Source organism: Arcicella aquatica, assembly GCF_034928825.1.
Taxonomy (GTDB): domain Bacteria; phylum Bacteroidota; class Bacteroidia; order Cytophagales; family Spirosomataceae; genus Arcicella; species Arcicella aquatica.
Genome location: NZ_JAYFUL010000012.1, coordinates 80,680 through 105,368 on the forward strand (window position 1 = coordinate 80,680; position 24,689 = coordinate 105,368).

The window sequence follows — 24,689 nt, forward strand, 5'->3', positions numbered from 1 at the left end:
TTGTGTTCACTCCAAAAGATGATTGCCATCTTTGCAGAAAAATAAATAAATATTATGGAATTCTTAGAGTCTGAAATTCTTGAAAATAAAGTTAATGATATTCTCTGGTTTATTGGAATTATAATTGTTGGCCTATTAGTAAAGCGTTTGTTGTCGATATCGTTAAGTAAAATACTTTATCGTTTTATTAGGCACGATAAAGTATCTTTTCATACTTGTATTGAGATGCTCAGAAAGCCTGTAGAGCTTTTCATCATTCTATTGATGGTTTATATTGCTTTTCAATACCTACACTTTCCTACTTCTTGGAATTTGGTTGCTAGAGAAACATTTGGACTGAGAATGGTAGTGTTGAAATGTTATCAATGTGTCCTGATTTTCTCCATTTCTTGGATTCTGATTCGATTGATAAAATTCATTTCCTTGATTTTCCAAGAACGTGCCGCACTGACAGAAACTAAGCTAGACGACCAGTTTGTCCCTTTCTTCAAAGATTTGGCCATTGTGACATTGTCTGTTACTACCTTCTTTACCATGCTCGGCATTGTTTTCAAAATAGATGTAGTGGCTTTGGTTACAGGGCTTGGGATTGGGGGGCTAGCTATTGCCTTGGCAGCTAAAGAGACCTTGGAAAACTTGTTCGCTTCATTAATGCTTTTTATGGATTTGCCTTTTGTGGTTGGCGATAATATCCAAATAGATAAGGTAACGGGTGATGTCGAAAAAATTGGCTTTAGGAGTACCCGTGTAAAAACGGTAGATGGTAGTGTCGTTACGATTCCCAACCGCCTACTTACTGCACAAGCTTTAGAAAACATGAGTACCCGACAATTCCGTAGAGCAAAATCATTAATCAGACTTCAACAAGATACTTCTGCCGATACCATTCAAAAAATTGTATCTGAAATTCAGGAAACAGTAATGGCTCATAAAAATATCTATACTCCAGACCCTGGCGTTACTCGGTTTGATGGTATTGGTGATGGTTCATTAGACATTCAGGTAGCGTACAATGTTGATAGTAACAACGTAGTTATTTTAAACACTACTCGCGAAGAAATTAATTATAAAATTGTAGATATCGTAGAAAGAAACGGAGCAAAGTTCGCTAATCCTGTTGGTAGAGCTTGAATCTGAAATAATATTTTTTATAGATAGCGTTGTATTTTTTGTATATTTGTACAACTAACCGTTTATAAATAATATATCATTTAATGAAAAAGAAATTAACCACATTCCTTACCGTTGTTACAATGTCAACAATTCATGCCCAAAAAGTTTATCCAACACTAGGAAAAATCACTCAGTTTGATACCACACTTGGAAGTTTACTTCCAGTGGATTCAAGAATTGAAATTTTGTCATCAGGCTATGTCTGGTCTGAAGGACCCATCTGGAATAAGAAAGGGAAGTATTTACTCTTTTCGGATGTTCCTGCTAATACGATTTTTAAATGGGATGAATCAGAAGGAGCGACAGTTTTTTTATCGCCTTCGGGCTATACAGGCTTAGGAGAATATAGTGACGAACCTGGGAGTAATGGATTGACGATTAATAAAAAAGGCGAATTAGTAGCCTGTGAGCACGGTGACCGCAGGGTATCATCAATGTCGCTAACTAAAGGTGGAAAAAGGACATTGGCTGACAATTATAAAGGAAAAAGGTTTAATAGCCCTAACGATGTAGTACAGCATTCAGGTGGAGCTTATTATTTTACAGACCCCCCTTATGGATTGGCTAAAAAAGATAAAGACCCAAGTCGAGAACTTGAATTTGGCGTTTATCGTATTGGTACGGATGGTGAAGTAACGTTGGTCGCTAATGATTTGATTAGACCAAATGGCTTAGCATTTTCGCCAGACGAAAAGACTTTATACGTTGCTCAGTCACATGAAGAAAGTGCCATTTATATGGCTTATCCAGTAAATGAAGATGGAAGTTTGGGCAAAGGGAGCATCTTTTTTGATGCAACCTCTATGGTGAAAAATGAGCAATTAACAGGTCTGCCAGATGGCATGAAAATAGACAAAAAAGGTAATTTATTTGCTACTGGCCCTGGTGGAGTATTGATTATATCACCAGCAGGAAAACTATTGGGAAGAATTGAAATAGGAGGAGGTATTCCTACATCCAATTGTGCTTGGGGAGACGATGGCTCAACGCTTTATATTACAGCAGATATGTATCTTTGTCGTGTAAAAACATTGACAACGGGAATAGGATTTTAGTTGTTTAGCTGTGAGCGATGAGCTGTCAGCTTTGAGCTTTTTTACTTTGGCTTCCTCTTTTTAAAATCTGTGTGAATCTGCGTATCAAATCAGCGTAAATCTGCGGGCAAAATCAAGCTTTCAAATGTCATTCATTATCAATTAAATAAAAAGACTCAGGATTTTTCCCGAGTCTTTTTATTTAAACAATAAATCTCAAAGCTAACAGCTCATTGCTCACAGCTAAAAAGCTACTTACTCAAACTAGCAATCATTTCTTCCAAAGCCTTGATTTTCGATTCCGCATCTGCCAATTTTTGGCGTTCTCTTTCTACTAATTCTGGTTTGGCATTAGCTACAAAGCGTTCGTTTGCCAATTTAGCTTCGGTTGATTTTTTGAAACCTAAATTATACTCCAATTCTTTTTGTGCATTCGCTAATTCAGCCTCAACGTCTATTTCCCCAGCAAGGTTTATAAAGAACTCATCAGCTTTTACCACAAATGAAAGAGCTCCCTCTACCTTATCACTTACATATTCAATCGTTTCGGTATTTGCCAACTTTTGAATAATACCTTCTAACGTTTGATAACGTGCTTTATCATCAGTTTTGATTGATAATGGTAAGGCTGTTTTAGGCGAAAGTTGTTTAGCATTACGCGTTTCACGGATTTTGGTAACAATGGTAAACAAGGCATCAAAGTCACCTAAAAGCTGAGCGTTTACTTCGCCCGCAATTGGATAACTTGCTCTACAAATACTTTCAGTTTCTCCACGTTGGCTAATCGCTTGCCAAATTTCTTCCGTGATAAATGGCATATATGGATGAGCCAAACACATCAGTTTTTCAAAGAGCGTAATTGTGGCTTCAAACGTTGCTTTATCAATAGGCTGTTCGTAAGCAGGCTTAATCATTTCAAGGTATTTACCACAGAAATCATCCCAAATCAAATTATAAATCGACAAAAGTGCATCAGAAATACGGAATTTTACAAAATGCTCTTGTACATCAATAATTGTCTGATTCAAACGAGATTCAAGCCATTGAATGGCTAATGAATTTTCCTGTGGTTGTGAAATATCTGTTGCATTCCAACCTTCTACCAAACGATAAGCGTTCCAAACTTTATTACAGAAATTACGTCCTTGTTCAACAAGCTTTTCATCAAACATCAAGTCGTTTCCAGCAGGAGAACTAAAAAGCATCCCTGTACGAACGCCATCGGCTCCGTATTGGGCAATCAAGTCTAATGGGTCTGGTGAATTACCAAGTGATTTAGACATTTTACGACCTAATTTATCCCGAACAATCCCTGTTAAATACACATTTCTGAAAGGTAATTCGCCTCTCCATTCGTATCCAGCGATAATCATACGAGCTACCCAGAAGAATAAAATTTCTGGAGCAGTAACTAAATCGTTGGTTGGATAATAATATTTAATATCCTCGTTATCAGGATTTTCGATGCCATCGAATACAGAAATTGGCCATAACCAAGATGAGAACCAAGTATCCAAAACGTCAGGGTCTTGTGTCAAATCTTCTTCAGTCAAAGCAAACAACTGTAATTCGTGCTGTGCTTTACGCAAGGCTTCACGCTTACTTTTTGCCACGATAACAGTACCGTCTTGCAAGTAATAAGCAGGAATCTGTTGCCCCCACCATAGTTGTCTTGAAATACACCAATCTCTAACATTTTCCATCCAAGATGAATACATATTCTTGAATTTCGGTGGATACAATTTGATGTTATCATTCATTACGTTTTCTAAAGCTGGCAGAGAAATTTCCTTCATCTCTAAAAACCACTGTAGCGACAACTTAGGCTCGATAACCGCCCCAGTACGCTCAGAAGTTTTAACGATAGATTTGTATTCTTCAACTTTTACTAAATGTCCAGCTTCTTCTAACTCTTTAACGATATTTCTACGCGCTGCAAAACGGTCTTGACCTACAAATAATACAGCTTTTTCATTCAAGAAACCTGCGTCGTCGAGAATGTCGATTACTGGTAATTTATGTTTTAAGCCTAATTCGTAGTCATTTAAATCATGAGCAGGCGTTACTTTCAAACAACCCGTTCCGAAATCCATCGTTACGTATTCGTCTAAAATGACAGGAATGGCACGACCCAATAATGGAATCATTACTGTTTTGCCATGAAGATGTGTATAACGCTCGTCGTTCGGGTTAATACAAACGGCTGAATCCGCCATGATGGTTTCAGGACGAGAAGTTGCAATCGTTAAGCTTCCTTCTTCTCCAACAACGTTATAAGTAATGTAATATAATTTTGCTTGAACATCTTTGTCAATTACCTCTTCGTCAGATAAAGCCGTTTTCCCTTGTGGGTCCCAGTTTACCATTCTTACGCCACGGTAAATTTTTCCTTTTTCATACAAACGCACGAAAGTATCAATTACTGCTTGATACAATGATGGCTCCATGGTAAAGCGAGTTCTATCCCAATCGCAAGAAGCTCCCAGTTTTTTTAATTGTTCAAGGATAATTCCGCCGTACTTATCTTTCCATTCCATGGCATAAGCCAAGAATTCGTCACGCGTTAAATCTTTTTTCTCAATACCTCTTTCTTTCAACATCGCCACTACTTTTGCTTCCGTTGCGATAGACGCATGGTCTGTACCCGGCACCCAACAAGCTTCCTTGCCTTCCATTCTAGCCTTACGAATCAATACATCTTGAATAGTATTGTTCAGCATGTGTCCCATGTGGAGTACACCCGTTACATTTGGCGGAGGAATTACAATAGAATAAGGTTCTTTGTCAGGATTTGGTTTTGAAGCAAAGAATTTATTATCGAGCCAATACTTGTACCATTTGGCTTCAATGTCTTGTGGAGCGTATGTTTTTGAAATCATTTTATAAGAATTGTGAGTCAGCCTTTCTACCCTGACGGAAATTTGTTGCAAAGATACGGATTTTGAAGGAAAGGAGTTAATGGAATGGAAGGAAGTCTTTTGCTATTTGATTGATTTGGGATTTGATATTCCAATTGAGAGGTTTATTAATGATTAGTTGATGATATTTTTTGCTTTAGGAAATCTAAGTTAGCTTTTTTATTATTTTAGTATTAGGATGCTGTATGCTATTCATCTAAGATGATAAAGTAATATTTTATAATCTTTTTTGAATAAAGCCAAGGCTCTTTCATTTTCCTTTAAATCTTGAAAAAAATGTCAACTTACAGTAAGTTTTAGCTGTATTTGAATGGTGTTGTCCAAAGTTCTTCTCATCTTCAATTAATTCTTTTTCCAATAATTTTTATATAATATACTATAGTTTCTAAGCTTAGTTTATTTATAGCTCAAGATTATGTAACAGTTCTTAATATAATTTTTCACTTTTTATATAATCAGCATTATAGCGAAATGTACGAGCTAATTGAATTGTCAAATTATAAATTTTAGCCAAATTGAATTTTAAACCCGAAGATTATCCCATCGACGAAGAAGTATTTGAATATGAAGGCGGAAAAATGGGAAGTATCAGCATAGGCAACAAAGACCCCAACGAATACGACGGCGATTTAATACAAGTAGAATACACCGATACCGACGGAACACCCGTATTAATTAAATTACCCTAACCAAAAATAAAAATAACCAACTCTTAGATTTAGATTTTTGGAAAGTAGATTTCTCTGGCTTAATTACTTATCCTAAGCCTGAAGAGGTGAGGTGGAAGTGAGGGAATTACCAGAGGGTGATACTGAGGTTTAGAGTATATATAAACAAAAAAATACTCAAAAAAGGTGTTCATTCAAATGACTCCGTTTATTAAACACTCCTAATTTTGCCGTAAAAAATAGGCTTGAAGTACTCAGATCGTTTCAAGCCTATCTATAAGAACTTTTAGAAGAAATTGGTAAATGCAAAAATGGCACATGAGAAAACCATACCATATTATATACTCATTTATGAATAATAATGGTTGAGCCTCTGATGCCTTGAAAACTATAATTTCCATCGCCTGTTACAGTCATTGTATTGGTCGTGGTATTACCTGTTTTCTCTGCAATAATTTTTACCATTTCCAAAAGCCATTTTTCTGCTTCTGGATTATCTTCTATTTCCGAAGCAATGGCTGCTTTTATAGTATCTTGCTTGGCTTGGCTATCAGGATTTTCTTTTAATTTTTGAATAATTTTCTCCTCAGAACCATCCTCTTTTAAAAAGATAGGACGTATCCAATTAACAGTAGCTTCTGTAAAATCATCGAAAAATGTTTTAACAGATTGATTTTCTTTCAATTTTGTTGCAAGGTAAGTAACTATACTGGTAAGAGCGGTGGCTGTAATGGGTTCCATGTTTGTATAATTAAAGTTAATCTTTACTTTTTTGAATAAAGTAATCTAAGCTTCTCTTAACTGTTTTTGTATTAGGATGTTGTTTGCCTAGTTGATGATAAAAGACTTGATAAGCTTTTTCAAGTAAGATTCTGGCTTTCTCATTTTCTCCTAAATTGTAAAATACTGTTGCTAAATTAGTATAACGCACTGCTGTTGTAGGGTGTTCTTCCCCGAAGTTCTTTTCATCTGAATTCAAGGCTTTTTCTAATAAAAATTTAGCAGATATATTATCGCCTAAATCCTTGAGAACTAATGCCAAGTTTGAATAAGTTTCTGCTGTGTAAGCATGTTCTTTTCCAAAAATCTTTTCATCAGAAATCAAGGCTTTTTCGAATAAATCTTTAGCCCCTTCATAATCCCCTAAATGTTGAAGAACAAAAGCCAAGTTTTTATAATAAATAGCTGTTTTCGGATGCTCTATACCAAGACTTACACTTGCCACACTCAAAGCTTTTTCTAAAAGCATTTTAGCTGATTCATAATCACCTAAATCTTTTAGTGCTAATGCCAAGTTTGAGTAAGTTTCCGCTGTGTAAGGATGTTCTTTTCCAAAGATTTTTTCATCAGAAATCAAGGCTTTTTCAAACAAAACTTTAGCTCCATTAAAATCTCCTAAATCTTGAAGAACTGTTGCTAAGTTAGAATAACGAGCGGCAGTTTTGGTGTGTTCTTTCCCAAAGGTTTTTTCATCAGAAATTAAGGCTTTTTCAAATAATTTTTTGGCACTTTTAAAATCCCTTAAGCCTTGAAGTACTAATGCTAAATTTGAATAAGTTTCTGCTGTGTTGGGATGTTCCTTCCCGAAGGTCTTTTCATCAGAAATCAAGACTTTTTCCAATAATTCTTTAGCTGCCATATTTTCTCCTAAATTATTAAGGGCTATAGCTAAATTATTTTGAGTTACTGAAATTTCTGTTGCTAAACTTGCCAGATTTTGGTGTTCAATTTCAAGTAATAACTGTTCATAAAGTTCTTTACTTTTCAAAAAATTACTACAAAAACTGTACGCTTTTGCTAATTGTGTCGTTAGCTTAAATTTCAATAGGGTATTTTCGGAAGTGTTTTCAAATGTTGCTAGTCTTTTTTCTATTCTTCTTATTTCTTGTTGTGCTTCTGCTATATTATTGAAGTCATTTTTAGTTATATCGATTTTATTTGGGCGGTTTTCTTCTTGCAAATTTTCTGATTTTAAACTAATACTTAGGTTTACAATGGAATAAAAATCAGGCATTGTTTTCTGAAAATGTTGTAATGTATTTCCACCAAAAGGTACAAAAACAATAAGCTGAATGGGAAGTGTGGAAAATAAATCTCTTCTTTGATTAAAGCCAATGGCTAATGTCTGCAATTCTTCCTCGAAGAATAAATCAAAATTTTCAATAAATACAAGTCCAGTTTTACAGGCTAAAATGGAATGGATAAACGTTTCGGGATTGATATTTTCAAGGTTAAATTCGGCAACGTGTCTTTCAGGATATTTGGCTTTTAAATCGTTTTTTACTGTTCTTACCAAATCTAAATGTTGGTATTGAACGATGATAAAACGAAAAAGCTCATGTCGTGTCGCACGAATGAGCAATTCAAATTCTGCCTGATTGGAGCTATCCTTGAACATATTGTTGGTACAAATTAGAGCGTTCCAAAATAGGGTTTATTCTTTTATAACTTCCACTGTTGTATTCCATCACATAGATGTTTTCTAGCATCGCCTGCAATAAATCATCAAAAGGAGTATCTTTTCCAGCACGATTATTTTCAATGATTTTCTTCATCTTTTCCAACATCGGTTCAGTAATATATTGTGCAGTTTGGTTCGCTAATCTATGTAAGGCTTTATCCAAGGCTATTTCATCAATTTGCTGTTGGTCGTCTTCCACATAAAAAGCGGTAGTTTCCAAAATTTTCAACAGTTCTCTAGGCGAACCACCCGAGTACTTAATGGCTTTATGGACAATTGCTTCGTTTTCAAAAAGACGACTATCTATTCTTTTATACACAAACTCTTTGAATTTCTCAAAAGCAATAGTATCTTCTGTACCATCTCTTTCAATCAATTTTACAAAGGGAAACGCTTGAACGCTACTGAATTGAGATAAGTTAGGTGTTTGACTCATCAGTTCAATGGGTAAAGTAAAAATGGTATAAGCCTTAATCTTATCAATGCGGTTTTGTTCTTCTATAATTATTTTTTTACGCGTATTGGCACTCAGCGTTTTCTCTAATCCATCAACAATAAAAAGAATTTCTTGAGCGACTTCGTTATGTCTAAGTGAGTAATTTACTTCTTCGATAAACTCATTAAAAATAGTTGCAAAAGAGTTGAAGTTATTTTTTAGGTTTTGTCTTACTACTGTTGCTCGTTCATTTGAACCTACAACACCTGTTTTAAATTTTCCAAAGATATTTAACAAACTAAAAAAGGGGTTTTTTGTCTCGATTTCAACGCCTGCTTCAAGTTCTGCTTCTATTTTTAAATCTTTTTTAATTTCTGTTTCTCTTTTAGTAAACCAAGCTTCTAATCTTTCTTTAATGCCTTCATCAACAGTAAAATCATATTTACTTAATCGTTTGGTGAGTTGTTCTAATTGAAGAATCAAAATATCCATGTACTCCAGTTCATTCAAATCTAACTCTTGGTCAATATTACAAGTTACACAGAAAAAGCATTCAGAACTATTGAGTTTTTCGGCATACTTGGCTAATTCGGAAGTTTTGCCAGAGCCACGCATTCCGCCCAAAAAAAGAATAGATTTGTTGCCACCATCCTGTGCGGCATTGAAAGTAAAAACGCCATTCACCTTTTTTACATTCAAGTTTTTGTAAACAATTCTATCTTCAAATTCTCCTCTTAATCCCGAAAAGTCGGTGAAAAAAGGATGATTTGGGTCAATCGGTTCATTAAATTTAACCGCTTGGTCTACTTCATCGATTGTTTGAGCTTTGCGAGACATGGTATTTCGTATCTATGATGATAATGCAAATATAAATCCATTTGCAGTAAATATGAGCTTTGTTATAAACAAAAAAGCCCTCAATACAATGAATGTTTGAGGGCTTTGTCGTTAATGCTAGCTATAATTGACTAAAAGTCCTCATCCAAAGAAAATGACATCGATTCTTTTTCAGACATGACGCCAGATTTTTGATATTCTGCCACTCTTTTTTCAAAGAAGTTTGTTTTGCCTTGTAATGAAATCATCTCCATAAAATCGAAAGGATTCGTAGCATTATATTTTTTCTGTAAGCCCAAAGCCAATAATAGACGGTCGGCTACGAATTCGATGTATTGACACATCAATTCAGCATTCATTCCTATCAATGAAACTGGCAACGCATCCGTTACAAATTCTTTTTCAATAGCAACCGCATCCATGATAATTTTGTAGACTGAATCTGGCTCTAATTGATTTTTGATATGTTCGGTATAAAGCAAACAAGCAAAGTCGCAGTGAAGACCTTCGTCTCTTGAAATCAATTCGTTCGAGAACGATAAGCCTGGCATTAAACCACGTTTTTTCAACCAGAAAATTGAACAGAAAGAACCCGAGAAGAAGATGCCTTCTACCGCAGCAAAAGCAATTAAACGCTCAGCAAAGTTGCCATCGTTAATCCAACGCAATGCCCAGTCTGCTTTTTTCTTTACGCATGGAATAGTATCCACAGCACGCAACATTTTATCTTTCTCTACAGGATTTTTAATATATGTATCAATCAACAATGAGTACGTTTCAGAGTGAATATTTTCCATCATAATCTGAAATCCATAGAAACATTTAGCCTCTGCGTATTGTACTTCAGAAAGGAAGTTTACTGCAAGATTTTCGTTTACGATACCGTCTGAAGCAGCAAAAAATGCCAATACGTGGGATATGAAATGTCTTTCTCCATCATTTAAACGATGTTCCCAGTCTGCTAAATCTTGTTGAAGGTCTATTTCTTCGGCAGTCCAAAAAGAAGCTTCCGCTTTTTTATAGAATTGCCAAATATCATTTTGCTTAATAGGAAACAATACAAAGCGGTTTGGATCTTCAACTAAAAGGGGCTCTATTTGCGTAATGTTTGTCATGGTTTTTAAGGGAATTTTTTGTTCAGCAATTCAGGAACTGAACAATTCTTTTTATATAAAATCTTTGTTTTTCTATGGTAATATTTAAAATTATTGGACGTCAGCCACTAAGTGTCTTTCACACCTATTAACCCAAAGCTTTAAGCTTTAATTATGCTAATCTCTACTTACCGCAACATCAAAAGTAGTTAGGAAGTTATATTTTTCAGGAAAAAATCTGCTGTTTTTGATAAGCACTCCTTTTTGCAAGACGAACGCTTAATGTGTAAAATTAATCAGATAAAAATTTTAGTGGGCTATTAGGCAGGTACAAAATACAATTCACTAGAAGCTTCAAGCCGATATGAGTGCCGAGCTATCTTTTTCAAATTTAGAAAGGTTTTAGCTCAATAACTAAGAAATATTATTGAATTTTTAGAAATATTATTCAGCCCTTAAAATCGCTATTTAAATACTATAAAGTATTTATTTGTTAGGATTAATTGATAGTATTGTCTATCAGAATGTTACAGAATAGTATTAAAAATCTATGCCAGTACTTTTCAAAAATTTTGATGAAACCTTAGATTTACTGGTAATATATCTTATACTTAAGCCAAGATAAGGAGCTACAGGCAAACTAGAAGTGCTTAAATTTTCATTGGCTGAATTAAACGTCTTTACTTTTCGGAAAGCAGTTAATCCACCCTCTACTCCAACGTTGAAAACATTTAATACATGAGCATTGGCCGATAATGTAAACCTAACCTGTTGATAGTTTTGGCGACGAATCATCTTTTCTGGGACATTATATTCTTGATAACCAGCACTGTATCCATCATAGACACTGTTGAAATCCAGATGAAGCCAAGGTTTTGCTTTATACCCTAAGCTAGCCCTAAATGGCAATATACCCGAAACCTTCCAGTCATCGCCGAGTGCTTTTGTAAAACCAAATACAGGAATAATTCTAAACTTCTGATTATAGATAATGGCAGTTCCATAAAGAATCTGAGTCCGTAAACCCAAAATCCGTAGTCGGGCAGCACCACCATAAAAATAAGGTTGCGGATTCAAGAAAGTTTCATTGGTTTGTGTGATACCTCCACCTACAGCATATACCCACAGTTTTTCACGTAAGCTAGCTTTCAACTGTACATAAGTTACCCCTAAGGTTTTGTAGCCACCATCGGGCTGGTCTTTGCCATCAATCGTTGTATTTATTTGTGCAAGGTTCGCAATTAATAAAGAATGCTTTGCTTGAATATCTGCTTTTTTACCAAAACCAATCCCCGCCTGAATTTCTGTGCTCAATGGCATAACTCCTACTGCTGTTGTTCTATTAAACCCAAACCTTTGTCCGTTAGACAAAGAAGTTTCAGGCATAAACTCAGCGCGTAAAGTAATATTTGGGTAAAACAGTTGACTCAAAGACGGCGTTTGAGCGACACTTTTTGAGCATAAGCCAACTACAAAAGCCAGAAATAATATGGAAGCGTTTTTATAAAGCATCATGGAGCAATGTTAATATGCTAGTAAACGACTTATTCAATTAGAAAGTATTTATGAGGGAATCCTATTCAGGATACAAACCAATTTATATAAATATTCCTTAAAATGAGTAAAAAATAAAAATATATACTTTTAGATATATCTTAGAATTTATTAGATTTATCCATTTAATATGAATAGCCTTCAACAGCTCGACTACGTCGTATTTTCACTTTATTTAATCCTTGTTGCTTCGTATGGCTATTGGGTATTTCAACGAGACAAAACTAAAAACACCACAACCCAAGGGTTTTTCTTAGCCGAAGGGTCGCTCACTTGGTGGGCTATCGGAGCATCATTGATTGCTTCTAATATTTCAGCAGAGCATTTTATCGGGATGTCGGGTTCGGGCTTTGCTATTGGCTTAGCTATTTCTTCGTATGAATGGATGTCAGCCGCTACGCTCATCATTGTAGCAGTGTTTTTTATTCCAATCTATCTAAAGAATAAGATTTACACCATGCCTCAATTATTGTCTTTACGATACAACGATACCGTAGCAACAATCATGGCAGTGTTTTGGCTTTTGCTGTATGTGTTTATTAACCTTACTTCTATATTATACTTGGGCTCATTGGCTTTAGAAACCATTACAGGTGTAAAATTTGAATACTGTATGGGTGCGTTATCTATTTTTGCTATTCTCATTACGTTGGGAGGGATGAAGGTGATTGGCTATACAGACGTTATCCAAGTAGTAGTATTGATTTTGGGAGGGTTGGCCACGACGTATTTAGCCCTCAATATGGTCTCGGATAAGTTTGGCGGAGAAGGTGTTTTTGATGGTTTGTCTTTACTCAAAACAAAAGCTGATGACCATTTCCACATGATTTTCTCAAAAGGCGACAAGCATTATTACGAATTACCTGGATTGTCTATTCTGATAGGAGGGATGTGGATTAACAACCTTAATTATTGGGGATGTAATCAATACATCGTTCAAAGAGCCTTGGGGGCAGACTTAAAAACGGCAAGAAGTGGAATTATTTTTGCAGCTTTCTTAAAACTGTTGATTCCACTAATTTGTGTTATTCCGGGTATAGCAGCCTATGTATTATACAATAATGGTTCTTTACAACAAGAAATGGTAGATTTACACGGTGTCGTAAAGCCCGACCATGCCTACCCGTCATTGATGAACTTATTGCCACAAGGTTTAAAAGGCTTGGCTTTCGCAGCCCTTACTGCCGCCATTGTAGCATCTTTGGCTAGCAAGTGTAATAGTATCGCTACGATTTTTAGTTTGGATATTTATAAAAAGATATTAAAGAAAGATGCTACCGAAAGACAAACCGTTTTAATAGGCAGATACGCCGTTTGGGTTTCCTTTGCTATTGCATTGATTGTTACGCCACAGCTTCGCCACCTCGAACAGGCATATCAGTTTATTCAGGAATATTCAAACTATATTACTCCCGGAGCTTTTGCATTATTTTCGCTGGGTTTGTTCTGGAAAAAGACTACTTCAAATGCAGCCATTATTGCCGCAGTATTGACTTTACCACTCTCGTTACTATTCAAAATATTACCAAATTGGATGCATACAGACCCTATTCCTTTTCTAGATAGAACGTTATGGGTATATCTGATTTTAGTAATTTTGATGATAACCATTTCGTTGATAGAAGACAGAAAGAAGAAGGAAACAAAAGGGTTTGAAGTAGATACGAGTATGTTTAAGGTATCTAGTTCTTTTGTAGTTATTTCAATGCTGATTTGTGGCGTTTTAGCAGCACTTTATACCGTGTTTTGGTAAAATCAAAACCTATTGTATCAAAAGTATGCAATAAAATTTATACTTTTGATAATACAATTTTTAAGTACAATTATCTAATATTCAATATCATTCATTTATACCATTTAATCAGTTTGGTCTCATGGAATTTTCAGAAAAAGAAATCGCTCCCTTAGCGAGCTTGGATGTATGGGAAGACGATGTTTTACAGCGTTATCCCGAAGAAGATACTACCTTTACAAAGACAAAAGAAGAGTATCGTAACTACGACAACCCCGAGAGAGATACCGTTCGGGAGTTCTATCGTTTGAATCATAAGTACCAAACTTATGACTTTGTCAAGCAAAAACAGGCTGAGTTCTTGAAATTCGATAAAAAAGAAATGCCTATTTGGGATGCCTTTGATTTCTTAAACTCGTTGGTAGACGATTCTGACCCTGATACTTCATTAGACCAATGGCAACATTTATTACAAACCTCTGAGGCTATCCGTGCAGACGGTCATCCAGATTGGTTTGTATTGACGGGCTTATTGCACGATATGGGTAAAGTACTTTGCCTATTTGGTGAACCACAATGGGCAGTAGTAGGTGATACTTTCCCTGTAGGGTGTAAACATTCAGATAAAATTGTTTATTCAGAATATTTTGAAGCTAATCCAGATGCTCACGACGAGCGTTTTAATACTAAATATGGTGTTTATTCACCGAATTGTGGTTTAAGAAATGTCGATATGTCGTGGGGACATGATGAATATCTATACCAAATGGTTAAAGATAATTTGCCAGAGCCAGCCTTGTACATGATTCGCTATCACTCATTTTATTCACAACACCGTGAAAACGCTTACGAGCATTTGATGGATGAACATGACCATGAAATGTTTGAATGGGTAAAGAAATTCAACCCTTATGATTTGTATTCAAAACTTCCTGTACCTCCAGATACAGAAGCCTTGAAACCATATTACAAAGAGTTAGTAAAAAAATATTTACCAGCTAACTTGAAGTTTTAATCAATACAAAAGCCATCCAGATTTCTGGATGGCTTTTGTATTGTTAAGGATAATGATTAATACTTAATGATTTTTCGAGTAATGTTTTTGTTACCAACATCAATTTTTAAGAAATAAGTACCAGTATTAATTTTAGAAAAGTCAATCGCTCCTGAATGGCTTTGAGTATTTTTATCAGAAACTTGTTCTAATAATATCTGACCGCTTATATCATAAAGGGTTAGATATACTTTTTCTGGTTTATCAGTATTTACTTTCCAGTTACAAATTTCGGCAGTAGGAATAGGATACACCTCTACATTGATATTTTTCTCAATATCGTTAGCCAAAACAAGCACTTCTATTTTAGCAGAGCCTTCTGTTGTACCAATTCCACAAAGATTTTTCACTTCGCTAATGGTATAAGTAGTAGTAAATTGTGGTTTTACGGTGACTTCAAAAGGCGAGGTAGTAGCCGTAAATGCTTGTCCATCCGATAATTTAAAAGTCCACGGAGCATAGGAGTTGAAATTGACAGCTATTTTAGCTTCCTTGTCATAATCAATGTTTTGATTACCCGACAGCGTAGCTTTAGGCAAAATAGTAGGAAGAGCAACGGTCTTTACATTAGCAGAATAATCCCAACATTCACCTTTTCTGAGCAAAGCCCTGTAAATTCCTGAGCTATTAGTTTTTAAGGTGGATGTATTAGCGTCTTTGATTCCTACATTATTTAATTCCCATTGATATTTTAAGCCACTTTCGTTACTAGCAATAAGATTAACAGTAGTGTTATCGCAGAAAGTAATAGAATCTTTTGGGGTAATGCTAGTTGGGATTTTAACGAAATTTATATTCACAGTAGGAGATATTCCTTCACATTTGCCTTGGGTTGCTTTTAGTTGATATGCACCAGCATTTCTTGCGGTAATAGAAGATAAATTACTAAAAGCAATACCATCTTTGAGCCATTTGTAGGTTACTTTATTAGTATCAATAATATTACTTGCGGCAATACCAGTCAAAATAATATTGTTCCCCTCACAAATGTTATTGTCATAGGCAGTTTGACTATCCATAAGAACTGCTAATTTACGTAATGATACTTTATAAGGTTGCGATAGAGAAACACATCCACCTTTGTATTGGGTTTCTAACACATAAGTACCTTCTAGGTTAGTTGTGATGGTTTGATCTGTTTCATTTTTGTTTAATGATTTAATAATTTGCCCATCTTTTTTCCAAGTATATCCAATGGCTCTTTGATTATTCACAGGGCCATCATAACTGTTTGCAGAAATTGAGTTGGTATTTCCTCTAAATGTTACAGAATCTTGACAACTAGCAATAGGTATATATTTTAAATTTTTATCATAACTATAATCATTTTCAAGTTGTACTCGCTTACTAAACTTAATGTCAACAGTGTCAGTTGATGATTGACATTCTTGTCCATTTTCGTATAGAGCTTTGATAACTGTATAATATTTTCCTGACGTTTTGCTTGAGAAATTAGCAAAGTTAATATGTTTACCATTTTCAGAGTAAAAAGAAATGTAATCATCACCCTTTTTTGTATAAATATTACCCGATGTTGATGGAGATTCTATATCATTGATTTGCTTACCATCTCGATACCAATAGATTGTATTTTTAACAAGATTGTAATTAGTTGTAGCAGAATCTCCAGTAGATTTACTCGATATTGTAGTAGGTAAATAATTGTTAAGATTTAATATAATATTTGATCCTTCGCAAATTTCTTTTTCTATATTGGTATTAGTATTATTATAGTAGCTTGCGTTTTGAATAGAAGAGTTTTTAATAACTATTTCTTCCGAAAACCCCTCACATGTACCATTGCTTATTTTAACAGAATACTTTCCATTTTCAGTTACGCTTAAAAGACTATCATTATTATTAGGAATTTCAATGCCATTTTTGAACCATTGGTAGTTTAGTTTTCTACTCGAATAGTCACTTTTAGCGTATAAATCAGCTTTAAATTTGGAACAGCCAACAGTTGAATAATTATACATAATTTTTGTTTTTAACTTATTACTAGTGCTATTGGTAATTTCTAAAGTATCTGAAATAGCCAGACATTGGTTCTTTTGAATGGTGGCTACGTATTTACCTTCCTGATTTACATTAAGATTACTAAAGTTTTTACCTGCAAGTATTATTCCATCTCTTTTCCAAGTAATATTCCCAGCAGAGGAGTTTATATTAATGGCTGTCGTTTCTTCTCCACATAAAAGTTGGTTTTTCCCGCTTATTATTAGTTTTGGGAATTGCCCAAGAGTTACCTGAATTGGTTTTGTTTCCCAAATACATCCAAGTTTTGTTTCAAACTTTAGTGTATAACTCCCACTTTGTTTAGCTTGTAGGTTGTATGTATCGACATTGGGAATTATTATATTGTTTCTATACCATTGGAAATTTTTAAAATCGGAATTATAAGAAGAAAGAATATGTGCACTATCACATGCAATTATATCATTGGAGGAGTAATCTAATGCATTGTATAGCCTATCACTTATTCTTTCATAATCAAAAGAATACGATTTTAAAATAATTCTGTATTGAAGTGAACTTACAGTCTTATCCTCAGTAATGACTTTAATATAGAAATAGCTAAAAGATTGCGGGGCTTTAATTTTAATAGGACTTGTTGTGCCTTCTCCTAATACAATATTCTCGTTGGTAATTACTTTAAACTTTGTTCCAACAGGGAAAATCCCCGTTGTGTTAAAAGGAATTTCAAGTTCACTATTTGTACAGACTCCGGTTGTTAAATAACTCGGATTAATATTTCTAAGTGAAATACTTCTACAATCAGCAGAATTTATAACTGATAATTGTGTTGTACCTGTTACAGAGCATCCACCGTTAGTCGCAAAGCCTTCAACTTTATAAGTACCTGCATTTTTGGAAGAAATATTTTTAAATAAAGGTAAAAAGGCCGAACTATATGACTCAATTTTAAATTGAGTACCATTAGGATAAGTAATGGTAAAATAATCAGCTGTTTCGGTGCTATCGGTTAAAATTGATATTGGACGAGGGAACTCAAAGTCAGAGCCTTCACATGCCAATAATGTTTTTGAGAGATTCATTGTTGGCAGTTCCTTCACTATCACACGGCTTTGTGCAGAAACAGCACAGCCACTAGTAGTTTCCCCTTTTAAGGTATAAATACCAGACATTGCTGTTGTTGATTTAGGTATTTTAGGATTTTGTATCTTAGCGTTAAAATTATTAGGACCAGTCCATTCTACATTTTTAAGGTTACCTTTAGTAGAGAAAAGAATAGAATCACTCTTGCAAACACTTTGTGTTGTAGGAATTAAAATTCCTACTATAATTTCCTTAGACAAATTGATACAATTATTTTTAATTACCTGTAAATAGTAATTTCCATATTGAGTTGTATTGAGCGTATTGGTCGTAGCATCTTTTATTAACTGTTTATCTCGATACCACTGATATTTTCCGTCCACAATTGTATTTGCATTTAACGAAAATGTATTATTTGCTAAACATGAATCTTTTACTGATACACTAGCCCCTTTTTCAATTTTCACTTCAATAGTATCTGAATAATAGGTATAAGAATCTTGGGTAAATTCATACCAGTACTTTCCCGCTTCATTAACTGTAATATCACAACCACTACTAAGCTTAGTTAGTTTTTTCCCATCTTTTTTCCAAACTATTTGATTATTATAGCAAATGTTGGGATTTAAAGTTCTTGAACTACCTTCACAGAGAATAATAGTTTTAGGACTATTGATTGTAAATGGTTGAATTACAAATGGTTTATCAATTTTAATAATTCTTGATTCTCCAACGCAATCGGTTTGGTTATCTAAGTATTTTAATTGATAACTTCCTGCAATAAGAGGTGTAAGAGTTGATTGATTGGCGTAAACTTGATTATCCTTATACCACTTGAAATTATTGTATGACAAAGAAGCTGAATAATTATAATCTGGATAGTAATAAGTATTAATAAACGTTGTTCCGTTATAATAAGGAAGCATGACACTTTGATATAATGGGATAGTAAAGGTTTTCCCCATTGTTATTTTTACACTGTCTTCAGCAGTACATTGTCCTTGTTTTACTTTTAATTTATAAGTACCACTTTGAGTGACTGTATAGTTACTACTATTTGAGCCGTATAGTTTACCATTTAAATACAAATCCTGATTTCCAATAGATGCTGAAATTAGATTAAAATTGATGGAATTAATTGTACAAACTTTCAATTCTTTTATTTCAGACATATCTGACATTACTCCAGATGAACTACCATAAGCATTTGCCCAAAAAGATAATTTTGCAAATATCTTATCTGTACTGACAATTTTAATAGGAGAAGATACCCCTATGCATAAACCTGTTTTCCCAATAACTTTATATTCCCCTTCTTCTTTTGCCAAATAATTATAATTCGTAGCATCTTTTATGATTTCATCATTTTTCAGCCATTGATAACTATAGCTGTCAGTTATCAAATATTCAGGCTGAGCTGATAACCAAGCCTCTCCTCCATTTCTACAAATGGCAATTTGGCTTTCATTAGCACTTGAGTAGATTGTAATATTAGGTGTAGTTTTAATAAGTACTTGTAGTTTTGGACTTTGATATTCACAGGTTGAGTTAGTGATTTTAGCCTGATAGATAGCTTCTTCCGTGATTTGTAAATTTACTCCATTTGCTCCAGTTAATAATTGATTATTTTTATACCATTGTACTTTACATTTTCCAAAGTATGTTGTATCCAACCTTAAATTTGTTGGTGTTTCTTTACAAATGTTTATAGGGTAAACAGTATTGCCATTATCAGAGTAGTAGAAAGATTTATTATTGCCAGATTCAACATATAATTTTACTGAATATGGACATTCAGGGGTGTTGAAAGTTACAATTGTTGATGCCTCTGATGTACATCCAAATACATCAGTCATTTTTGCAGTGTATTTACCTTGATTTTTTTTATCGAATCCGTTAATGCTTGCAAAGGCTACTTCTGAAGTAAAATTATCTGGACCAGACCATAAATACTTAAAAGACAACTCATTAGCTCCTGAAGCGTATGTAGATAGAAAAAGACTATTTCCTACAACATTATTATAAATAACCTGTTGACTAAAAGGGGTTTTCCCGACAGCTACATCAATAGATAATGTCGTAAGCCCATCAATGGTAACTTTATAATTACCACTATTGTCAGTTGTTGGTTTTTCAATAATAGGATTTTGCTGATTTGACGTAAAACCATTCGGACCTTTCCATACAAATGTTTTTCCACCACTTGCTTTAAGTTCTAGGGTATTACCTAAACAAATAGGGGAATTAGAGGATACCTGTTGGCTAAATGTAGTGTAATTGATACAAAATAATAGTGCAATGAGTAAGTAGAAATGCTTCATGTGTAGGCAATTGTTTATGTTTATTTTTTTACAAATAAAACAGAAAGAAAGATAGCTTTGAAATTAAAGAATTAATAAATAATTGCTTTTATAAATTTTTAGTAATCAGATTTTGTGTAGGATTTAAAACTTAAGTATCAAAAAAATATTTTTCCTCCTCATTATCAAATCATTACAATTTTTTTCTATCTTTGCACCCCCGTAAAGTAACACTTTTAGGGGATTTAACTTAATTTCTTCGCATTTTGCCCGTGGCGATGATGTACAAAGGGCTTTTAATCAAACACATGGCTAACCAATTAGCAGATTTCGACTGGGATTTAGTCGGCACAAAAGGTATCGGTGGAGGTTATTCTGCTGAGCAAAGAGCTCAAATGGAGGCTCTAATCGAGGAAACTTTAAATTTAGTTACTGAGAAACAAGTAGTAAAAGGAACAGTCGTAGGGATTACTGACCGTGAAATTATCTTGAATATTGGTTTCAAATCAGATGGTCTTGTACCAACCTCTGAATTCAGAGATATGCCTGATTTGAAAGTAGGTGATGTAGTAGATGTTTATGTAGAAAACCAAGAAGACAAATCAGGTCAATTGATTCTTTCTCGTAAATTAGCTAAAGTAATGACTGCATGGAAAAACATCGAAGATGCTCTTGAACAAGACATCGTTATTGATGGTTTCGTGAAACGTCGTACTAAAGGTGGTTTGATCGTGGATATCTATGGTGTAGAAGCATTCTTACCAGGTTCACAAATTGATGTGAAACCAATCCGTGACTTCGACATCTTTGTAGGAAAGAAAATGGAAGTGAAAGTGGTTAAAATTAACCACGCTAACGATAACGTAGTTGTATCTCATAAAGTATTAATTGAGAAAGACCTTGAGCAACAACGCCAGTCTATCTTGACTAACCTTGAAAAAGGACAAGTACTTGAAGGTGTAATCAAAAACATGACTAACTTCGGTGTGTTCATCGACTTAGGTGGTGTAGATGGTTTACTTCACATTACAGACATTTCATGGGGTCGTATCAACCACCCACAAGAAATGCTTAAACTTGACCAAAAAATCCAAGTGGTTGTTTTGGACTTCGATGAAAACAAAAAACGTATTTCATTGGGTATGAAACAATTACAAGCTCACCCTTGGGATGCTTTAGCAGAAACTACTGAAGTTGGTTCTAAAGTAAAAGGTAAAGTTGTAAATGTTGCTGATTACGGTGCATTCTTAGAAATTACTCAAGGCGTTGAAGGCTTAATCCACGTTTCGGAAATGTCTTGGTCTCAGCACTTGCGTAACCCACAAGATTTCTTGAAAGTTGGTGATAATATCGAAGCAGTTGTGTTAACACTTGACCGTGCAGAACGCAAAATGTCATTAGGTATCAAACAATTGACTGAAGATCCTTGGACTAAACAAGATTTGTTAGCTCGTTATGCTATTGGTTCTAAACATACTGGAACTGTTCGTAACTTAACAAACTTCGGTTTATTCCTTGAATTAGAAGAAGGTATTGATGGTTTAGTTCACGTATCTGACTTGTCTTGGACTAAGAAAATCAAACACCCATCTGAATTCGTTAAAGTTGGCGAAAAATTAGATGTTATCGTGCTTGAATTAGACGCTGAAAACCGTCGTCTTGCTTTAGGACACAAACAATTGGAAGAAAACCCTTGGGATACTTTCGAATCAATCTTCACAGTAGGTTCAGTACACAAATCTACAATCGTTGCGAAGAATGATAAAGGAGCTACTTTAGAGTTACCTTACGGAATCGAAGGATTCGCTCCATTGAAGCAGTTGACTAAAGAAGATGGTTCAATCGCTGAAGTAGGTGAGCAATTAGATTTCAAAGTAATTGAATTCCAAAAAGAAGACCGTAAAATTGTTCTTTCTCACGTAAGAGTATACAACGATGCGAAAGAAGAAGCGGTAGTAGAAGAGAAAAAGAAAACAGCTAAAGACGTTCAGAAATTAGCTGATAACACTGAAAAATCTACGTTAGGTGATTTAGATGCTCTTTCAGCATTGAAAGCTCAAATGGAAGATTCAGCTCGTGAAGAGGCAAAAAAGAAATTAGATAAAAAAGCTAATACAGCTGAATAACAATTTCTTGATAGTATAAATTTAAAAAGCGTTCTGGAAGTCTTAGGATTTTCAGAACGCTTTTTATTTGAAATATATCAAGTAATTTCTTGTTGATATAACATGATTTTATTGAGGAAATTAAGCATATTCTCACCTATTTATAAAAAGATTGAAGAATAAATATGACATACTCTTTTGTTTTAAATATTTTTCTGTTAATTTTGCACTCCAATCAAATGGTCTTGTGGCCGAGTGGCTAGGCAGAGCTCTGCAAAAGCTTCCACAGCGGTTCGAATCCGCTCGAGACCTCAGAGTTACATCTGATAACTCAGGGAAAAACAAAAAAGTCTTTCAACAACTGTTGAAAGACTTTTTTGTTTTATGACTCTTTCGTTCTAAACAATATGACATTGTTTAAGCTGTTTTAGGAGACTATTGGCGTTATGTTAGAAATCTTAAAGAGCGCCTTCCTACTAAATAAATTATTTAATAACTTTACTATCGCTTAACATCTCTTTTGCTCTACTGGAAACTTAACAAATGTTCAGTCTTTTATTTTTAATAATTGAAAATTTACTTGATATAATGTTATGTAAAATCAATCTAAATATTGTTTTCATACTGCAAAAATTTAATTCTTTAGTACCTTTATGAGCGGTTAATTTATAGCGTAGAGCGGTCTTGATATTGTACAAACGAATCAAAGTAAATTTCAATCAAGAAAAAGAGGGAAAATGATACCTTGATTAGAAAGATTCTAAATTGGTATTAGCGATACGAAATTTGCAAAAAATGCACATTAAATTAATTGGTTCATAAATAATCCAATTGTACTTTTGTGACCCGCAAAAGTGTCTAAATAGTAATTTTGCTGAAAAAAATAATTTTGTTCCTCTAATTTCTAGAGGAGTAGTCGAGTTTAGATAATTGAAGAAATTGAATTAAATCTTGTACTTTTATATAAATGTTCTGTTATAAAACGATTATGATAACCATGAAACGCTTGAAAATTGTTGCACTAACGGCAGTTTTAGGCTTCTTCGCCGCAACTGTGAATGTTAACGCACAAGACGTAGCCGAGGGTGAACAAATTTTCAAAAACAACTGTGCTGCTTGTCACAATACAAGCGATGAGACCTTAGTAGGTCCGGGCTTGAAAGGAATTAGCGATAGAAGACCTCTGGACTGGATTGTAAAATGGGTACACAACCCTCAGGCAGTTATTGCTTCTGGCGATAAATATGCTAACGAACTTTATAAGAAGTTCAATCAAGCTCAGATGACTCCTTATCCAAACTATTCTGAAGCTCAAATCAAAAGTGTTATTGCTTACATTGATGCTCAAGCGGCTCCAGCTGCTCCTGTAGCAGGTGCAACTCCAGTAGCAGGCGCACCAGCGGCGGAAGGTTCTTCAAATGGTGGTATGATGGAATACATCCTTATCGCATTGTTGGGTGTAATGATTCTTGTTTTAGTAGCATTATTATCAGTAGTTTCTTCTCTTACAAAATTAGCAACAATTGATCCTGAATCTGATACTGCTAAAAATGTACCTTTTTTCCAGAAAATTGCTGAAAACGGAAAAAAGTTGGCAGGTAACAGTGCATTCAAAACAGGAGCTGCATTATTGATTACTCTTTTGATTGGTAAAGCAACTATCGATACTGCTTATGGTGTAGGTGTTCACCAAGGATATGCCCCAGAACAACCTATTCAATTCTCTCACAAATTGCATGCTGGGCAGTACGAAATCAACTGTAACTACTGTCACACAGGTGTTTATAAAGGAAAAGGTGCCAACATTCCTTCTGCAAACATTTGTATGAACTGCCACAATACTATCAAACGTGAATCTCCTGAAATTCAGAAAATCTATCGTTCTTTAGAAAACGACGAGCCTATCCAATGGGTTAGAGTTCACAACTTGCCAGATTTAGCATACTTCAACCACTCTCAACATACAAACGTTGGTGGTTTAGAATGTAAGAGCTGTCATGGTGAAATCAACAAAATGGAAGTGGTAGAACAACGTTCATCATTGACAATGGGTTGGTGTATCGACTGTCACAGAAAGACAGAAGTAAATACGAAAGACAACGCTTACTACGACAAGCTAGTAGAATTACATAATAAAACTAACAAAGAGCCTTTGAAAGTTCAGAACATCGGAGGTTTAGAGTGTTCTAAATGTCATTATTAATCATAATGATTTTTCATTACTGACATTTTAAGTTTATAATCAAGATATTTCGTTATACAT

The 24,689-nt window shown here is 34.5% G+C and carries 15 protein-coding genes and 1 tRNA gene; 9 read left to right on the forward strand and 7 right to left on the reverse strand.

Annotated features, from left to right (window positions below; genetic code table 11):
- Positions 1-54: 54 nt before the first annotated feature.
- Together VB264_RS09790 and VB264_RS09795 are read left to right on the forward strand one after the other, a co-directional pair.
- Positions 55-1,131, forward strand: coding sequence for a mechanosensitive ion channel family protein (locus VB264_RS09790; RefSeq protein ID WP_323248906.1), 1,077 nt, complete (start codon positions 55-57; stop codon positions 1,129-1,131).
- Between the two features lie 83 nt (positions 1,132-1,214).
- Positions 1,215-2,228 carry an SMP-30/gluconolactonase/LRE family protein gene (locus VB264_RS09795; protein ID WP_407654649.1) on the forward strand — a complete coding sequence of 338 codons (1,014 nt, stop codon included), beginning with the start codon at positions 1,215-1,217 and terminating at the stop codon, positions 2,226-2,228.
- Positions 2,229-2,458: 230 nt separating this feature from the next.
- On the opposite strand, the gene VB264_RS09800 is transcribed toward VB264_RS09795, so the two are convergent.
- Positions 2,459-5,086 (reverse strand): valine--tRNA ligase, encoded by a 2,628-nt coding sequence (locus VB264_RS09800; RefSeq protein ID WP_323248908.1) that lies wholly within the window; start codon positions 5,084-5,086, stop codon positions 2,459-2,461.
- A gap of 554 nt (positions 5,087-5,640) precedes the next feature.
- Between VB264_RS09800 and VB264_RS09805 the strand changes: the two genes are divergently transcribed.
- Positions 5,641-5,814: a DUF6984 family protein gene (locus VB264_RS09805; RefSeq protein WP_323248910.1), complete on the forward strand. Its 174-nt coding sequence runs from the start codon at positions 5,641-5,643 to the stop codon at positions 5,812-5,814.
- On the forward strand, positions 5,805-5,915 hold the full coding sequence (locus tag VB264_RS25115; protein WP_407654650.1) for a DUF6984 family protein: 111 nt from the start codon (positions 5,805-5,807) through the stop codon (positions 5,913-5,915). Before VB264_RS09805 ends, VB264_RS25115 begins: the two co-directional genes overlap by 10 nt.
- A gap of 223 nt (positions 5,916-6,138) precedes the next feature.
- Here VB264_RS25115 and VB264_RS09810 read toward each other — a convergent pair whose 3' ends face one another.
- The 5 genes from VB264_RS09810 to VB264_RS09830 form a co-directional block, all read right to left on the reverse strand.
- Positions 6,139-6,534: a hypothetical protein gene (locus VB264_RS09810; protein ID WP_323248912.1), complete on the reverse strand. Its 396-nt coding sequence runs from the start codon at positions 6,532-6,534 to the stop codon at positions 6,139-6,141.
- A gap of 16 nt (positions 6,535-6,550) precedes the next feature.
- Positions 6,551-7,924, reverse strand: a complete 1,374-nt coding sequence (locus VB264_RS09815) for a tetratricopeptide repeat protein (RefSeq protein WP_323248915.1) — start codon at positions 7,922-7,924, stop codon at positions 6,551-6,553.
- A gap of 253 nt (positions 7,925-8,177) precedes the next feature.
- Positions 8,178-9,527: a hypothetical protein gene (locus VB264_RS09820; RefSeq protein ID WP_323248917.1), complete on the reverse strand. Its 1,350-nt coding sequence runs from the start codon at positions 9,525-9,527 to the stop codon at positions 8,178-8,180.
- A gap of 131 nt (positions 9,528-9,658) precedes the next feature.
- Positions 9,659-10,642 carry a ribonucleoside-diphosphate reductase small subunit gene (locus VB264_RS09825; RefSeq protein ID WP_323248919.1) on the reverse strand — a complete coding sequence of 328 codons (984 nt, stop codon included), beginning with the start codon at positions 10,640-10,642 and terminating at the stop codon, positions 9,659-9,661.
- A gap of 519 nt (positions 10,643-11,161) precedes the next feature.
- Positions 11,162-12,136: a hypothetical protein gene (locus tag VB264_RS09830; RefSeq protein WP_323248921.1), complete on the reverse strand. Its 975-nt coding sequence runs from the start codon at positions 12,134-12,136 to the stop codon at positions 11,162-11,164.
- 169 nt (positions 12,137-12,305) lie between these two features.
- Between VB264_RS09830 and VB264_RS09835 the strand changes: the two genes are divergently transcribed.
- Positions 12,306-13,928 carry a sodium/sugar symporter gene (locus tag VB264_RS09835; RefSeq protein ID WP_323248923.1) on the forward strand — a complete coding sequence of 541 codons (1,623 nt, stop codon included), beginning with the start codon at positions 12,306-12,308 and terminating at the stop codon, positions 13,926-13,928.
- A gap of 121 nt (positions 13,929-14,049) precedes the next feature.
- Complete coding sequence (locus VB264_RS09840) at positions 14,050-14,922, forward strand: inositol oxygenase family protein (RefSeq protein ID WP_309914944.1); 873 nt, start codon at positions 14,050-14,052, stop codon at positions 14,920-14,922.
- 56 nt (positions 14,923-14,978) lie between these two features.
- On the opposite strand, the gene VB264_RS09845 is transcribed toward VB264_RS09840, so the two are convergent.
- Positions 14,979-20,342: a T9SS type A sorting domain-containing protein gene (locus tag VB264_RS09845; protein ID WP_323248926.1), complete on the reverse strand. Its 5,364-nt coding sequence runs from the start codon at positions 20,340-20,342 to the stop codon at positions 14,979-14,981.
- 287 nt (positions 20,343-20,629) lie between these two features.
- Between VB264_RS09845 and rpsA the strand changes: the two genes are divergently transcribed.
- The 3 genes from rpsA (at position 20,630) to VB264_RS09860 (ending at position 24,629) form a co-directional block, all read left to right on the forward strand.
- The gene (gene rpsA / locus VB264_RS09850) at positions 20,630-22,447 is read left to right on the forward strand and encodes a 30S ribosomal protein S1 (protein WP_309914950.1); all 1,818 of its coding nucleotides are present in this window, start codon (positions 20,630-20,632) and stop codon (positions 22,445-22,447) included.
- Positions 22,448-22,667: 220 nt separating this feature from the next.
- Positions 22,668-22,738: transfer RNA gene (locus VB264_RS09855), tRNA-Cys, on the forward strand.
- Positions 22,739-23,423: 685 nt separating this feature from the next.
- Complete coding sequence (locus VB264_RS09860) at positions 23,424-24,629, forward strand: cytochrome c3 family protein (protein WP_323248928.1); 1,206 nt, start codon at positions 23,424-23,426, stop codon at positions 24,627-24,629.
- Positions 24,630-24,689 lie beyond the last annotated feature (60 nt).

What these genes read in the sequence shown, in the direction of transcription:
- VB264_RS09790 (WP_323248906.1), top strand. Translation starts at nt 55, where the DNA reads ATGGAATTCTTAGAGTCTGAAATTCTTGAAAATAAAGTTAATGATATT.
- VB264_RS09795 (WP_407654649.1), top strand. Translation starts at nt 1,215, where the DNA reads ATGAAAAAGAAATTAACCACATTCCTTACCGTTGTTACAATGTCAACA.
- VB264_RS09800 (WP_323248908.1), bottom strand. Translation starts at nt 5,086, where the DNA reads ATGATTTCAAAAACATACGCTCCACAAGACATTGAAGCCAAATGGTAC.
- VB264_RS09810 (WP_323248912.1), bottom strand. Translation starts at nt 6,534, where the DNA reads ATGGAACCCATTACAGCCACCGCTCTTACCAGTATAGTTACTTACCTT.
- VB264_RS09820 (WP_323248917.1), bottom strand. Translation starts at nt 9,527, where the DNA reads ATGTCTCGCAAAGCTCAAACAATCGATGAAGTAGACCAAGCGGTTAAA.
- VB264_RS09825 (WP_323248919.1), bottom strand. Translation starts at nt 10,642, where the DNA reads ATGACAAACATTACGCAAATAGAGCCCCTTTTAGTTGAAGATCCAAAC.
- VB264_RS09830 (WP_323248921.1), bottom strand. Translation starts at nt 12,136, where the DNA reads ATGATGCTTTATAAAAACGCTTCCATATTATTTCTGGCTTTTGTAGTT.
- VB264_RS09835 (WP_323248923.1), top strand. Translation starts at nt 12,306, where the DNA reads ATGAATAGCCTTCAACAGCTCGACTACGTCGTATTTTCACTTTATTTA.
- VB264_RS09840 (WP_309914944.1), top strand. Translation starts at nt 14,050, where the DNA reads ATGGAATTTTCAGAAAAAGAAATCGCTCCCTTAGCGAGCTTGGATGTA.
- VB264_RS09845 (WP_323248926.1), bottom strand. Translation starts at nt 20,342, where the DNA reads ATGAAGCATTTCTACTTACTCATTGCACTATTATTTTGTATCAATTAC.
- rpsA (WP_309914950.1), top strand. Translation starts at nt 20,630, where the DNA reads ATGGCTAACCAATTAGCAGATTTCGACTGGGATTTAGTCGGCACAAAA.
- VB264_RS09860 (WP_323248928.1), top strand. Translation starts at nt 23,424, where the DNA reads ATGAAACGCTTGAAAATTGTTGCACTAACGGCAGTTTTAGGCTTCTTC.